This is a genomic window from Actinoplanes sp. NPDC051411 (assembly GCF_040682075.1).
Classification (GTDB): Bacteria; Actinomycetota; Actinomycetes; order Mycobacteriales; family Micromonosporaceae; genus Actinoplanes.
The window spans coordinates 1-13,723 of sequence record NZ_JBFBAD010000073.1 but is presented as its reverse complement, the minus strand read 5'-3'; the positions used below and the strand labels follow the sequence as shown (position 1 = coordinate 13,723).

General features: G+C 71.1%; 9 protein-coding genes and 1 pseudogene. 6 read left to right on the top strand and 4 right to left on the bottom strand.

The genetic code is table 11. From position 1 onward, the window contains the following. Window positions 1-800: 800 nt before the first annotated feature. Window positions 801-2,237: a peptide MFS transporter gene (locus AB0M88_RS33275; protein ID WP_364109470.1), complete on the top strand. Its 1,437-nt coding sequence runs from the start codon at window positions 801-803 to the stop codon at window positions 2,235-2,237. A 69-nt stretch (window positions 2,238-2,306) separates the two neighbouring features. Beyond that, complete coding sequence (locus AB0M88_RS33270) at window positions 2,307-2,624, top strand: hypothetical protein (protein WP_364109468.1); 318 nt, start codon at window positions 2,307-2,309, stop codon at window positions 2,622-2,624. Here AB0M88_RS33270 and AB0M88_RS33265 read toward each other — a convergent pair. Beyond that, window positions 2,612-3,415, bottom strand: coding sequence for a GNAT family N-acetyltransferase (locus tag AB0M88_RS33265; protein ID WP_364109466.1), 804 nt, complete (start codon window positions 3,413-3,415; stop codon window positions 2,612-2,614). The genes AB0M88_RS33270 and AB0M88_RS33265 overlap by 13 nt on opposite strands. Window positions 3,416-3,480: 65 nt before the next feature. On the opposite strand from AB0M88_RS33265, the pseudogene AB0M88_RS33260 reads away from it, so the two are divergent. The 3 genes and pseudogenes from AB0M88_RS33260 to AB0M88_RS33250 form a co-directional block, all read left to right on the top strand. After that, window positions 3,481-3,750 (top strand): annotated as a pseudogene (locus AB0M88_RS33260) (anti-sigma factor antagonist); the annotation flags it as partial. Window positions 3,751-3,761: 11 nt separating this feature from the next. Beyond that, window positions 3,762-6,830 (top strand): NACHT domain-containing protein, encoded by a 3,069-nt coding sequence (locus AB0M88_RS33255; RefSeq protein WP_364109464.1) that lies wholly within the window; start codon window positions 3,762-3,764, stop codon window positions 6,828-6,830. A gap of 64 nt (window positions 6,831-6,894) precedes the next feature. Further along, window positions 6,895-7,809 carry an NAD(P)-dependent oxidoreductase gene (locus AB0M88_RS33250; RefSeq protein ID WP_364109462.1) on the top strand — a complete coding sequence of 305 codons (915 nt, stop codon included), beginning with the start codon at window positions 6,895-6,897 and terminating at the stop codon, window positions 7,807-7,809. Here AB0M88_RS33250 and AB0M88_RS33245 read toward each other — a convergent pair. Further along, a complete protein-coding gene (locus AB0M88_RS33245; protein ID WP_364109460.1) occupies window positions 7,715-8,632 on the bottom strand; it encodes a helix-turn-helix domain-containing protein in 918 nt (305 codons plus the stop codon). The two genes, AB0M88_RS33250 and AB0M88_RS33245, sit on opposite strands and share 95 nt — an antisense overlap. 74 nt (window positions 8,633-8,706) lie before the next feature. Here AB0M88_RS33245 and AB0M88_RS33240 point away from each other — a divergent pair, with 74 nt between their 5' ends. Then, window positions 8,707-9,324, top strand: a complete 618-nt coding sequence (locus tag AB0M88_RS33240) for an L-threonylcarbamoyladenylate synthase (RefSeq protein WP_364109458.1) — start codon at window positions 8,707-8,709, stop codon at window positions 9,322-9,324. 37 nt (window positions 9,325-9,361) lie between these two features. On the opposite strand, the gene AB0M88_RS33235 is transcribed toward AB0M88_RS33240, so the two are convergent. After that, on the bottom strand, window positions 9,362-10,468 hold the full coding sequence (locus AB0M88_RS33235; RefSeq protein ID WP_364109456.1) for a lytic polysaccharide monooxygenase: 1,107 nt from the start codon (window positions 10,466-10,468) through the stop codon (window positions 9,362-9,364). 182 nt (window positions 10,469-10,650) lie between these two features. Beyond that, a complete protein-coding gene (locus AB0M88_RS33230; RefSeq protein ID WP_364109453.1) occupies window positions 10,651-13,332 on the bottom strand; it encodes a cellulose binding domain-containing protein in 2,682 nt (893 codons plus the stop codon). Window positions 13,333-13,723: the final 391 nt, after the last annotated feature.

Here is a 13,723-nt window from a genome sequence, read left to right as displayed (position 1 = left end):
GCGTTCGCCGGTCGGCCGGTGCCGCTGCTGCTCGGCCGCCCACAGCAGCATGTCGAGAGTGCGGCAGAGCCAGTCGGCGTTGCGGCGACCGCGGCCGCCGACCTCGGTTCCGCGACCGCGAGCGCGCGAGCTCGGGCGCGATCGCCTCGAGTGTCTCGGCCATCACGTCGATGTGGCCGCGCGCCGCGGTCAGCGGCGTTCGGCCCTCGTGGGAGATCGCGGTGACGATGTCGTCCTGGTCGGCCGCTGGCCGGGACCGGCATCGGGGGCCGGGGGCCGAGCCGGTGCCGCAGGCCGGTCTCGGCGTCGGCCCAGCGGCCGATCTGCTCCAGGAGCCGGGGCGGTGGCGCCGTCGAGGTAGCGGCGCGTGGCGGCGCCCCCGCCGAAGCGGGGCGACGGCGTGGTGCTGCAGCTGCGGGTGGCGGCAGCACGCGGCGCCACCGCCGAAGCGACAGCACCCGACCCCACCGCCGAAGCGACAGCACCCGGCGTCCCCGCCGAAACGACAGCACCCGGCGCCACCGCCGAAGTGACGGCGCTCGGCGGCCAAGACGCAGGGCGCGCCCCGACGATGTAGTCGTCGTGGTGCGGCGGGCGGTGGCCACGACGTTGGCGTCGGCCGGGCGACCAGCGGATGCGCGGCGAGCTGGGGGCGTTCCCGACCATCACGTCGTCTGAAGCCGAGACCACGCGGCACGCCGACCGCAACCGGCGTGCCGAAGGGGGCCGTGAAGTCGGTGGCCGGCCCGGGGCGGCGCATCGCCCGGTGCGCGGCGGGTGTGAATGGGTAGTGACGCTTCATGAGCGAGCGGACATTCTTCGGGCAGCCCCGGGTTCTGGCCAATCTCTTCGGCGTGGAGCTGTGGGAACGGTTTTCTTTCTACGGCATGCAGGGCATTCTGCTGATCTACCTGTATTACGAGACGTCGCGCGGCGGGCTCGGCATCGATCAGGACACCGCGACCAGCATCGTCGGGGCGTACGGCGGGTCGGTCTATCTGGCCACCGTGGTCGGGGCGTGGCTGGCCGACCGGCTGTTCGGGCCCGAGCGGGTGCTGTTCGGCAGCGCGATCCTGGTCATGTGCGGGCATCTGGGTCTGGCGCTGATTCCCGGGCTGGGCGGCGTGGCGACCGGGTTGATCCTGATCGCGCTGGGCAGCGGCGGGGTGAAGGCGACCGCGACGGCGATCGTGGGCACGCTCTACGAGCCGGGTGACGACCGGCGGGACGCCGGGTTCTCGCTCTTCTACCTCGGCATCAACCTGGGTGCGCTGGTCGGGCCGCTGCTGACCGGGCTGTTGCAGAAGGATGCCGGGTTCCACTGGGGGTTCGGGCTGGCCGCGCTCGGGATGGCGATCGGTCTCGTCCAGTATTCGATCGGGCGGCGGGCCCTCTCCGGGAAGGCGACGGAGGTCGCGAATCCGCTGCCCCCGAACCGGCGCCTTCCGGTCGCGCTCGGCGCGGCCGTGGTCGTGGTCGTCGTCGCCGGTCTGGCGTTGGCCGGGCTGATCCCGGCCGCTCACCTGTCGACGATCGTGGTCGTTCTCAGCATCGTCGCCGCTGTCGCCTATTTCGCGGTCATCCTGACTTCGCGGCGGATCGACGCGGTGGAGCGCAAGCGGGTCTACGCGTTCATCCCGATGTTCATCGCCAGCGCCGCCTTCTGGTCGCTCTACCAGCAGCAATTCACCGTTGTCACGGTCTATTCGGACAAGCGGCTCGACCGTGACCTGTTCGGCTGGACGATGCCGGTCTCCTGGGTGCAGTCGATCAACCCGGTCTTCATCATCATCCTGTCCGGGGTGTTCGCCGCCCTCTGGTCGCGGCTCGGCCCCCGGCAGCCCACGACCCCGGTGAAGTTCGCCGCCGGCACGATCGTGATGGGCGTGGCGTTCCTGCTGTTCCTGCCGTTTTCGGGGACCGGCCCGGGCGGGGTGCCGCTGCTCGGCCTGACCGGCATCATCCTGGTCTTCACGATCGCCGAGCTGCTGCTCTCCCCGGTCGGCCTGTCGCTGTCGACCAAGTTGGCGCCGCAGGCCTTCCAGACCCAGATGGTCGCCCTGTTCTTCCTTTCGGTCGCCCTGGGCACGGCGATGTCGGGCACCCTGGCGACCTACTACAGCGAGGACCATGAGGTCGCCTACTTCGGCGTTCTGGGCGCGATCGCCGTCGTGCTGGGCCTGATCCTCCTCGCCATCAGCCGCCCCCTGAGCCGGCTGATGGGAGGAGTCAGGTGACCCGCCGTAAGAATCGGCCGGGTCGGGGACGCAGACGGTGAAGTATTCGAAACTACGGAAGGACACGTGATGACCCGGCCCCACAACGACGGAGAACCGGTCGCCGCCGCCGACATGCCGGCGGCGCTGACGGCCGGAACCCTGGTCTTCGGCGACGGCGCGACCCAGGTCTTCACCGCCGACGGCCGGACGACGTACGTCGAGGGCGGCCGCCCCAGCGAGGGCGAGTGGTCGGTGATCGAGGACGGCAAGTTCTCGTCGTTCTGGCCGCCCGCGTACCGCGCGACCTACGCCCTGCACTGGATCGTCGAGGACGGCTCGCCGGTCGGGCTCAGCTTCACCGAGACCGGCCGGGGCGAGCGGTTCGACGGGCGCTACCGTTCCTGACCGGACCAGATCCAGTTGCGCCGCGGGTAGCACGGCTGGAGGCCGGCCCGCCGCATGTTGTTGAGCGAGCGGTTGCCCTCGCCCGGGGCGGGCTTGCCGGTCTCGCTGACCACGAGCCGGCAGCCGGCCGCCCGCGCCGCCTCGATCCGGGCGTGGATCAGGGCGGTCTGGGCGCCGCGCCCCCGGAACTCGGGCGCCGTCGCGGCCGCGTTCAGCGAGGCGACGGCGCCGGCGATGAACAGGTTGGCGCCGGCGACGATGCTGTCGCCGGCCCAGACGGCGTACGGATGGAAGCGCGGGTTGCCCACGGTGGCCGCCAGCATCTCCGGCAGGCCGGCCTGGGTCATGCCGAAGGCGGTGGTCACGACCCTGGCCCACTGCTCGGCGTCCTGCTCGGTGACCCGGGCGACCCGCAACGGGCCGTCGGCGGCGACCGGCAGGTCGCGGACCGCGGCCGCCAGCTTGACCCACTCCGACCCGGCCCGGATGCCGCGGGCCGCGCAGATCTCGTCCCAGTCGGCGGGCAGCCGGTCGGGTGCGATCTGCAGGACGGCGTGCGGGTTGCCCTCCTTGCGATAGAAGTCGAGCACCTCGTCGATCAGGTCGGCCGTGACCGGCGCGGTGAAGCCCAGCGCCTTGCTCCAGTAGCGGGTCGGGTCGTTACGCATCGACACGGCGACCCCGCCGCCGATCCGGGCCAGGCCGACACCCAGCACGTCCGTGGGCGCGCACCGGCCGTACTCGTACATGGTGTCGGCCTCGATGGCCTCGGTCACGGATTGCGTCTGCATAACTGGTTAGTCGTTTCAGGAGGGGAAAAGTTCAGGTGTAACAGTTCACTGCCGTTCCGCGCTCTTCCGGTATGACGACACTGCATCCGCGCGGCGAGGTCGACCTGGCGACGATGGCTGCCTTCGAGCAGGCCCTCGAACGTGGGATCGACACCGATCGCGACCTCGTCGTCGACCTTAGCGAACTCACCTTCATCGACGCGGCCGGTCTGCGCGCCCTCGCGGCCGCCGCCGAGCGCCTGCACCGGGGCGGCCGGCGACTCCGCCTCGCTCAGCCCACCCGCCACCTGGGCCGCCTCCTCCACCTGGTCGGCCTGGGCGACCTGATCGTGTAGAACGATGGGTCATGCGATCCCGGGGACTGTCCTTTGCCGACGCCGTGAAGCTGCTCGACGGTGACTCGCCGCTCGTGGGCGCTCTGGGACAGGCCGCCGGCGTGGGGGCCGCCGGCCTGGCGGCCGGCACCGCGAGCGCCGTCGACCTCTTCGCCCTCCGCGACCAGATGGTCGTCTGGGGCCAGGGCGCCGTCCGGCTGTGGCGCGACCGGGTCGAGGGGCTGGGCCGGTTCGACCGCACCGACAAGCTGCTGGCCGCGCACAGCGTGATCGTGCTGGTCGCCTTCTTCGACGCCCTCGACGAGTGGCTGGGCGCGCGCGGCTTCAGCCTCGAGGACGCCCGGATGACCGCCGCCGAGCAGGTCGCGGTGACCGCGCACGCCTGGCCGGTGTCGTCGTTCGCCGAGATGGTGACGGTGCTGATCGAGCGGCCCGCCCCGGCGCCCTCGCCGCGCCAGCCGTTCGAGCAGTTCCACAAGCCGCTCACCCACTTCTATCTGGAGCTGGGCAACGCGACGTTCGAGTTTCTGGGCGGGCTGCGGGCGTTCGGGGCGGTCAAGGCCTACCGGGACGCCGCCGACCTGGCCGGCGCGGCGGTCCGGCACTACACCGCGGCCTACCGGAGGCTGGCGGCCGAGATCCCCGAGTTCCGGCTCTGGTCCGACATGACGTCGTCGGAGGCCACCCGGCTGCTGGTCGGCGATGTCCTCGACGCGGTGCGGGGCCTGCGGTCGGCGGCCGACGCGGCACGGTCCGGGCTGACCCAGCTCTATCGGGCTCGCCTCGACCAGCCGATCCTCAAGGCGGCCGACACCCCGGCCGGGCTGGTGCTGCCGACCCTGGCCAAGGGCTACATCGAGCCGAGCGGGCTGGTCGCGACGGCGGGGCCGGACGACGTGCCGTCCACCGAGCGCTGGTGGCAGGACCATCCGACGGCGGCCGTGCCGGACGTCCAGGCCTTCGCCCTCGCCCACCTGACCAGCCCGGAGGCGACCGATCGCCCGCTGGTCGTGCTGGGCCAGCCCGGATCGGGCAAATCGGTGCTCACCCGCCGTCTGGCGGCCCGGCTCACCGAGGCCGACTTCCTTCCCGTACGCGTCGAGCTCCGCAACGTGCGCTCGGACGCCCCGGTGCAGTCCCAGATCGAGGAGGCGATCTATGCCGAACTGGGCGAACAGGTCACGTGGCCGGAACTGGTCCGCCGGGCCGGGACCGCGCTGCCGGTGGTGATGATGGACGGTTTCGACGAGTTGCTCCAGGCGACCGGGCAGAACTGGGCCGACTATCTGGAGCAGCTCAGCCGGTTCCAGGAGCGCGAACAGGAACTCGGCCGCCCGCTCGCGATGCTGGTGACCAGCCGGACCGTGGTCGCCGACCGGGCCCGCTTCCCCCGGAACACCGCGGTCGTCCGGCTCGAACCGTTCTCCGACGAGCAGATCGGCCACTGGCTCTCGATCTGGAACCGGAGCAACGCCGCGCGGTTCACCGAACGTGGCCTCCGCCCCCTCGCGCTCGAGTCCGTGCTGGCGCACCGCGAGCTGGCCGAGCAGCCGCTGCTCCTGCTGCTGCTGGCGCTCTACGACGGCCAGGCCAACCACCTGCAGTCGCTCGGCGGCGGGCTGGGCCGCACCGAGCTCTACGAGCGCCTCTTCGCCGACTTCTTCGAGCGGCAGGTCGCCAAGTTCGACACCCGGCAGTCGGCCGAGCAGCGGGCGGCCGCGGTCGAGTCGGAGTGGCGGCGCCTCTCCGCGGTGGCGATCGCCATGCACAACCGCGGCCGCGACGTCGTCACCGACGCCGAGCTGGACGCCGACCTGCCGCTCCTGCTGACCGCCCCGGACCGCACCGCCTCGTCGGGCGGGCGCCCGCTCACTCCGGCCCAGATGCTGGTCGGCCGGTTCTTCTTCGTCCACGACTCCCAGGCGACGACCGGCACCGGCGTCGTCGAGCGCAGCTACGAGTTTCTGCACGCCACCTTCGGCGAGTTCCTGGGCGCGAGACAGATCGTCGCCGCCCTGGTCGAGCTGGCCGAGGAGAACGCGTTCCGGAAGGGCCGCACCCGGGGCGCGCTCGACGCGGGCTATTTCCACGCCCTGACCTCGTTCGTCTCGATCACCCGCCGGGCGCCGCTCTGGGAGTTCGGCCAGGCGATGATCGCCCAGCTTCCCCCCGCGGTGCGGGCGGCCTGCCGCGACCTGGTCCTCCAGCTCCTCCCGGACGCCGGCTATCCCCAGCCGACCTGGTCGCTCGCCGATTACGAGCCGGTCCGCCGAACGCTTGCCACCCGGCAGGCGGCGTTCTCGGCCAACCTGGTCAGCCTGGCCGTGCTGCTCTCCGACGGCCCGGTCGACGTCGTCGAGCTGGTCGGCGAGCCGGTCGTCGTGAACTGGCGGCGACAGGCTCTGCTCTGGATGGGCCAGCTCGACTACGAGGACGGCCGGCGGATGTGGAAGGCCTTCCGGGTCGGGTGGGAGCTCGACGACCGGCCGGCCCGCCTGCTGATCCGGGTCGAGGACGGTTCGCCGGTCAGTGTCATCCGCTCGCTCCCGTGGCCGTTCGAGGACCGGCCGCAGCCCTCCGATCCGGTCGAGCGCGCGGCCCGCGACGCCGTCATGCCGGCCGAGAGCGACACCGGCCGGTCGCTGCGCAAGTCGGCCTTCGCCCAGACCGCGATCGACGCCCGGGAGCTGGTCTATGCGCTCATTCCCTTCTGGCGGCGGATCGGCGACCTCACGCAGGTGCCCCACGGCGCGAGCGAGGAGTCGGACGCCCGCCTGGTGATGGAGACGGCGCTGTCGGTGCTGCTGCCCGACGACGAGCCCGAGCACTATGTCGGCGGGATCATGGACGCCCTCAGCCTGGTGCTCGGCTCCAGAGACGTGGACGGCACCTTCGTCGAGTGGCTCCACCGCGCGTTCCCCCCGCCGGCCGCGACCGACCCCGACCGCACCCACGGCGTGACGGTCGCCGGCCCGGGCGGCCGGATCCACGCTCGGTGGACCGGCCGGCTCAGCGTGGTCTATGTCCCCTTGTCGGACGAGGAGGACGGCCAGGAATCGGAGGACGGGGAACCGGAATGATTGGCGCGGATCCGGCGCACGATTGCTGCGGCCCCGGCGAAGGCGGAGCCATAATCTTTCGGTCATGAGTGTGGGGTTTCTGGGGCTCGGAGTCATGGGTCGGCCGATGGCAACGAACCTACTCAGGGCCGGTGTCAGCCTGGTGTCATGGACGCGGTCGGGTGTGCCACTCGATGGGGCGGAACAGGCCCGCAGCGTGGCCGAGGTCTTCGACAAGGCCGGGACCGTCCTGATGATGCTGGCCAACGGCGACGTCATCGACGAGGTGCTCGGTCGCCGCACCGCGGAGTTCGAGCGCCTCGTCAACGGCCACACGATCGTGCCCATGGGCACGACCTCGCCCGAATACTCGGCCGGGCTCGAACGGGCGGTCAAGGAAGCCGGCGGCAGCTACGTCGAGGCGCCGGTCTCGGGCAGCCGGGTGCCGGCCGAGAACGCGCAACTGGTCGCCATGGTGGCCGGCGAGGAGGCCGCGCGCATAAGGACACTCATCGCCCCCATGGTCCGCCAGGCCGTGGACTGCGGACCGGTGCCCAACGCGCTGCTGATGAAGCTGGCCGTCAACACGTTCCTGATCAGCATGGTCGCCGGGCTGGCCGAGTCGTTCCACTTCGCCGAGGGGTACGGGCTCGACCCGGCCCTGCTGCGCGACGTGCTCGACGCCGGGCCGATGGCCAGCTTCGTCTCGCGGGGCAAGGCGGACATGCTCGTCGACCGGGACTTCCCGGCTCAGGCGGCGATCGCCGACGTGCACTACAACAACCGGCTGATCACGGCGGCGGCCCGCGAACGGGGCATCGCTTCTCCCCTGCTCGACGTCTGTCAGGAGTTGTTCGCCGAGACCGAGGGGCTCGGGCTCGGCAAGGCCGACATGGCCGCGGTCGTCAGCGCGATGACGGCGCGAACCGAGCGCGGTATTCGGTCGGGGAACAGCCGAACCGGCGCTGGAAGTGCTGACGGAGCAACGCCGCCGAGCTGAAGCCGGCGCGGGCCGCCGCGTCCTCGACGCCCAGGTCCGGGTCGCGTTCCAGCAGCTGCTGGGCGAGCCGCACCCGCTGCTCGAGCACCCAGGCGTACGGCGTGGTGCCGGTCGCCTCGCGGAAGCGCCGGGCCAGCGAGCGGCGCGAGAGCAGGGCCTGCCGGGCCATCACGTCGATCGACAGGTCCTCGTGCAGGTTGCCGATCGCCCACTCGAGGAGCCGGCCGATGCCGGCGTCCGAGCGCGTCCTCAACCAGGGCATCCGATGCGGGGCGACCAGCATGCCGCGGCCGACCTCGGCCGCCGCCGCGGCGCCGTGGTCCTTGGCCAGCACATGCAGGCACAGGTCGAGGGCGGCGCCGGAGCCCGCCGAGGTGAAGAACGGGTCGTCGTCGCGGTAGAGGACCGAGGTGTCGGCCCGGACCGCCGGAAACCAGTCGGTCAACCGGCCGGCACAGGAGGAGTGGACGGCGATCGTGCGGCCGTCGAGCAGACCCGTCGCGGCGAGGGTGAAGGCGGCCGAGCAGACCGCGACCACCCGGGCGCCCCGGGCGACCGCCGCGTGCAGTGCCTCGCTGACGGCCGGGCTCACCTCGCGGACCGCGCCGGCTGGCGGCACCAGGGCGATCAGGTCGGCGACGGCCAGGCGCTCCAGGCCCGCGGCGGGCGTGACGGCCAGGCCTCCGGGGGCCGGCACGGGCACGCCCGGGTGCTCCGAGGCCACCGCGTAGTCGATCGTGGGCGGTCGGCCGAAGACCTCGGCGAAGACGGCCAGCTCGAACGAACGCACGGTCGCCGGGAGCAGCACAGCCACGTTTCGCACGAGGACGACTCTTCCCGGCCGGAAACGGCGGGGACACGGCCAGTCGTGATCCGGTGGCACCTAAGCTGATGCGAGTGGCGAAGTATTTCGACGTACATCCGGAAAATCCCCAGTCCCGCGCGATCCGGCAGGTCATCGACATCGTGCGCGACGACGGCGTGATCGCCTACCCGACCGACTCCTGTTTCGCGCTCGGCTGCCGGATCGGCAACAAGGACGGTCTCGACCGGATCCGCGAGATCCGCCACCTCGACGACCGGCACCACTTCACGCTGATGTGCCGCGACTTCGCCCAGATGGGCCAGTTCGTGCAGATCAACAACGCGTCGTTCCGGGCGGTCAAGGCGTCCACCCCCGGGCCCTACACGTTCATCCTGCCGGCCACCCGGGAGGTGCCCCGGCGCCTGCTGCACCCCAGGAAACGTACGGTCGGGGTGCGCATCCCCGAGCACGTCGTGACCCAGGCGCTGCTCGACGAGCTGGGCGAGCCCCTGGTGTCGAGCACCCTGCTGCTGCCGGGCGAGGACGAGCCGATGACCATGGGCTGGGAGATCAAGGAGACGCTCGACCACGTACTCGATGCGGTGATCGACGGCGAGAGCGGAACCGAGCCGACCACCGTGATCGATCTTTCCGACGGCGAAGCCGAGGTGTTGCGGGTCGGCGCCGGCGACCCGTCCCGGTTCGAGTGACCGGAACGGGCCGCCGTTTCGAAAAGCCCGACGAAAATCAGGCAGTACTGCAGGTGAGGTTGTTGACGCTCGGCGGCGCGGTGCCGTTGCCGAGGATCCCGAACGTCGTGTAGTCGCCGGCCGCAACGGTGCCGTTCCAGCTGGCGTTCTTGACCGTGACCAGCGAGCCGCTGCTGCTCGCGGTGCCGTTCCAGGCCTGAGCCAGCGTCTGCGTGCCGGGCCAGGTCCAGTTGACCGTCCAGTGGCTGAGCGCCGTGTCGGTCGAGTGCACCATGACCGTCGCCTGGAAGCCGCCGCTCCAGGTGTTGTCGATCGAATACATGGCGAGGCAGCCGCTGGAGGTGGGCGGCGGAGTGGTCGGACCGGTGGTCGGCCCGGTGGTCGGCCCGGTCGGCGGCGGAGTCGTCGGCTGGGTGGGCGGCGGGGTCTGGGTCCCCCCGGTGCCGACGCCGGTGACCTCACCGTGGCCGCCGTCGAAGACGACGTCGGAGCAGCCGTAGAAGGTCTCCGTGCTGTCCGAGCGCGACCAGACCGAATAGATCAGATGCGGGCCGGTCTTGCCGGAGGGCAGCTTGGCCGTCCAGTAGTAGTGCCCGGTGTCGCTGCCCGGCCCGCCGTTGGCCGGCGGGTTGGTGGACTGGGAGAACGGCGTCGGGTCGAGGTCGCTCCAGGCCAGCGGCTTGGTCGGGTCGTACCCGTCCTTGGTGACGTAGAGCGAGAACGTGCCCGGGTGCTTCGCCCAGTCGTTGTAGTCGATCTCCACCGTCGACCCGGAGGTCAGGTGGGTGACCGGCCAGTCGTTACGGGCCAGGTTGTAGCCGGTGAAGTCGTACGGCCCGCCCGTCCCGCCGCTGCACAGCGTGCCGTCGGCCAGGAAGCCGTTCACCCGGCCGGCGCCGTCCGAGCGGAGCACGGCGAACCAGTTGTAGAGCGAGGTCGGGCCGCTCTTGGCGACCGCGGCCGCGCAGGCGGCGTTGTGCGGGATGATCTGGCCGGTCACCGGATCGTGCCCGTCCAGGTAGCAGAGGTAGGTCCGGCTGCCCGGCATCATCATGGCGCCGTGCGCGGAGGCGGCATTGGGCGCGATCAGCAGCCCGGCCGTGACGGCCAGGAGCGCGGCCACCGCGTATCGCAGGATTCTCATCGTCGGCCTTTCAGGAACAAAGGAGGGAGGGTCGGCTCGGCGCCGGGGACGGCGGCGCCTTTCTCGGTACGGGTGTGGGCGCGCGAGTGACGGCCAGGAGCTCGCCGGCCAGGGCCTCCTTTCCGATGGGCCGGAGCCCGGGCGTCCCCGCACCCGGGTTCCGGCTCATCCGCGTGCGAGCGTCAGGTAGCGGGTGTGCAGGTGACCGGGGACGGCGCGGGGTTGCTGGTCGAGGGCAGGTTGCCGAGGAATCCGAAGGTGGTGGTGGCGCCGGCCGCGAGGACCGCGTTGTAGCCGGCGTCCTTGACCGTCACGGCGGTGCCGGACTGGGTGGCGGTGCCGCCCCACGACTGCGTGACGGTCTGGCCGGCGGTGAAGGTCCAGCCGACCGTCCACGACCTGGTGGCGACCGTGCCGGTGTTCTTGACCGTCACCGACCCCTGGAAGCCGCCGCCCCACGACCCGGTGATCTCGTACGTGGCCGTGCAGCCGCCGCCGGGCGGCGCAGTGGTCGGCTTCGTCGTCGGCGGGGTCGCGGGCGTGGTGGGAGGCGTGGTGGCAGGCGTGGTCGCCGGCGTGGTGGGATGCGTGGTCATGTCACCGGTCGGGGGCGTCAACGTGGCGCCGCCCTGGCGGTCGGCGTAGAGGATGCCGCGGCCGTTGGTGCCGAGATAGACCCGGCCGTAGACCCGCGGGTCACCGGCCAGCGCGTCGCCCGCGTTGCCGTACTGGTGGGCGTCGTCGTTGATCCGCACCCACGACGTGCCGGTGTCGTCGGAGCGGAACACGCCGGTCACCCCGCCGACGGTGCCGACCAGGAAGACGGCCGGGTGGCTCGCGCCCGGGGCGGCCTTGCCGAAGGCGACGTTGACGCCCGAGGTCACCGACGACACCTTGCTGAACGTGGCCCCCGAGTCGGTCGAGCGGAGCAGACCGGTGCTTCCGGCCAGCCAGACCTCTCCGGCCGCGCCGGGCACGGCCTTCAGATGTACGCGTCCGTCCGCGGGCATGGCGGCCGCCGAAGTGGCAAAGGTGGCCCCGCCGTCCGTGCTGGTGTAGAACTTGCCCGCCGCGTACGCATAGAAGGTTTTGGGGTTGACCCGGTCCGATTCGACCAGCGCTCCGGCCGGGAGGCCGGTCGACGCCGACCAGGTGCTGCCCCGGGTGGTGCTGTAGTAGACGCCGGTGCCGGCCGGCGCCCAGACGACGGAGTTGGCGTCGGCGCCGACCGCGACCGTGCCGCCGCCGGTGACCCCGGACGGCTCCTGGCCCTGATACCAGGTCTTGCCGCCGTCGTTGGAGATGCCGATGTGCGGGGCCGCGTCCGCGTTGCCGACCCGCACGAAGAAGCTCGGGCTCAGCTCGGCGAAGTCGAGGCCGGTGTTGCTGGTCAGGCTCGGGGTGTCGTGGAAGCTGGGCTGCACCGCGTCCAGATTGGCGTGGTAGAAGCCGCTGATGTCGCCGAGCGCGCTGACCAGCGGCGCGCCGCTCGGCGGGCTGGCCAGGTCGAGGACCGCGGTCTCCTCGATGCCCTTGGCCATCGGCTTGATCGTGAACGTGGTGTTCTTGTCCCAGTTGGTCAGCTGGGTGGTGCCGTAGAGGGTCGCTCCGGTGCCGTAGAGCATCCGGTCGGAGTTGAACGGGTCGATCGCGAGGGACTCGTTCATCCAGCCGAGCTTCGGGGTCGACTCCGGGGGCTGCGGGTTGGTGTTGAAGTCGAGCCACGGGTCGGCCGAGATGTCCATGGTGTAGCGCTTGGAGACGCTCGGATAGCTGGTGAAGTCCCAGATGCGGGTCCAGGTCGCGCCGTAGTCGGTGCTCCGGAAGAAGATCGCGTCGGGCCACCAGGAGATCTGGGTGGCGACCATCAGCGTGCCCGGGTGCAGCGTGTCGACGGTCAACCCGGAGTAGCCGTAGTAGGGCGAGTCGGCGGCCTTGGTCGGCGAGATGTCGGTCCAGACGCCGGTGGTGAGGTCAAGTCTTTGTACCTGTCCGGCGCCGCCGTCGTACGGTCCACCGGTGTCGCTGGTCGCGATGTACAGGTAATTGCCCTGGATGACGCCCTTGTGGGCGAGGAATCCGGTCGGCTCGTTCGCGATGCGCTGCCATGTCGTTCCGTTGTCGAGCGACCGGTAGACCGGGTTGTCCTTGTCGGCGACGCCCACGTAGATCTGGTTGGCCGCGCCGAACGTGACCCAGGTCAGGCCCTGGTTCTGGTCCAGGTAGTGGTTGGTGTCGGCCGGGTCCTGCACGTAGTTGCCGGCGTTCGGGAAGTTGGTGACCTTCGCCCAGGTCGCGCCGTAGTCGGTGCTGCGCCACAGGCCGTTGCCGCCCTCGGCGGCGAAGTAGACGTGGCTGTCGTCGTGCGGGTCGACCGCGAGCCGCTCGCCCATGCCCCGGCCGGGCATGTTGCCGCCGTTCTTGAACGGCAGCTTGGTGATCTGCCAGGTGCTGCCCTTGTCGGACGAGCGCAGGATCGCGCCGTTGTTGGGGTCCCAGTCGTTGGTGTACATGCCGACGGCCGCGTAGACCCGGTTGGTCTGCACCGGGTCGGGGGCGATGCTCAGCACGCCGTTGTAGCCCCAGTTGTCCTGGCCCACCCAGTCGAGCAGCGGGGTCCAGCTCTGGGCCGATTCGTTCCACCGGTAGGCCCCGCCGATGTCGGTGCGGGCGTAGATGAGGTTCTTCTCGCCCGGGTTGAAGACGATCGAGGGGACGAATCCGCCGCCGTCGATACGAACGTTTTTCCAGGTGTAGGGCTCGGCCGCGGCCGCCGTGGCCACGTTCGGCTGGGCCACGACAAGGGCTGTCGTCGCTCCCAGAAGCGCAGCGGCGACCGTCGCGCCGATGCTCGACCTTCTCATTCCGGCACCTTCCATTGACGCACGTAAACATGGGAGCGCTCCCAAGAGCGTCCGGCCCCCGTCATATCCCTGTCAAGCCCTGGAAACTTCGTGTTGACAGTGACCGATCTTTGAGTCAATTATGGGAGCGCTCCCATTCGCGGCGACGGGAGCCTTCAGACCCTCCTCGAGACGCCGTCGCAGGAAGGCGCCGCGGCCACGGCGCCCTCCTGCGGCGGCCAGCTGTACTGGCTGACTGTGCTGGCCGGCTGTGGCCGGCTGTGGCCGGCTGTGGCCGGCTGTGCTGGCCGGCTGTGTTTGCCGGCTCCGCTTCGCTCCGCGGGCGATTGCCTTTTGGGCCCGGTGTCATGGCACCTGGGTTCCGCCACCCGCAAACCCCGCGGGCGTCAGA

Excerpts from the sequence above, each read along its gene's own strand:
- AB0M88_RS33275 (WP_364109470.1), top strand. The coding sequence starts at position 801 with ATGAGCGAGCGGACATTCTTCGGGCAGCCCCGGGTTCTGGCCAATCTC.
- AB0M88_RS33270 (WP_364109468.1), top strand. The coding sequence starts at position 2,307 with ATGACCCGGCCCCACAACGACGGAGAACCGGTCGCCGCCGCCGACATG.
- AB0M88_RS33265 (WP_364109466.1), bottom strand. The coding sequence starts at position 3,415 with ATGCAGACGCAATCCGTGACCGAGGCCATCGAGGCCGACACCATGTAC.
- AB0M88_RS33255 (WP_364109464.1), top strand. The coding sequence starts at position 3,762 with ATGCGATCCCGGGGACTGTCCTTTGCCGACGCCGTGAAGCTGCTCGAC.
- AB0M88_RS33250 (WP_364109462.1), top strand. The coding sequence starts at position 6,895 with ATGAGTGTGGGGTTTCTGGGGCTCGGAGTCATGGGTCGGCCGATGGCA.
- AB0M88_RS33235 (WP_364109456.1), bottom strand. The coding sequence starts at position 10,468 with ATGAGAATCCTGCGATACGCGGTGGCCGCGCTCCTGGCCGTCACGGCC.
- AB0M88_RS33230 (WP_364109453.1), bottom strand. The coding sequence starts at position 13,332 with ATGAGAAGGTCGAGCATCGGCGCGACGGTCGCCGCTGCGCTTCTGGGA.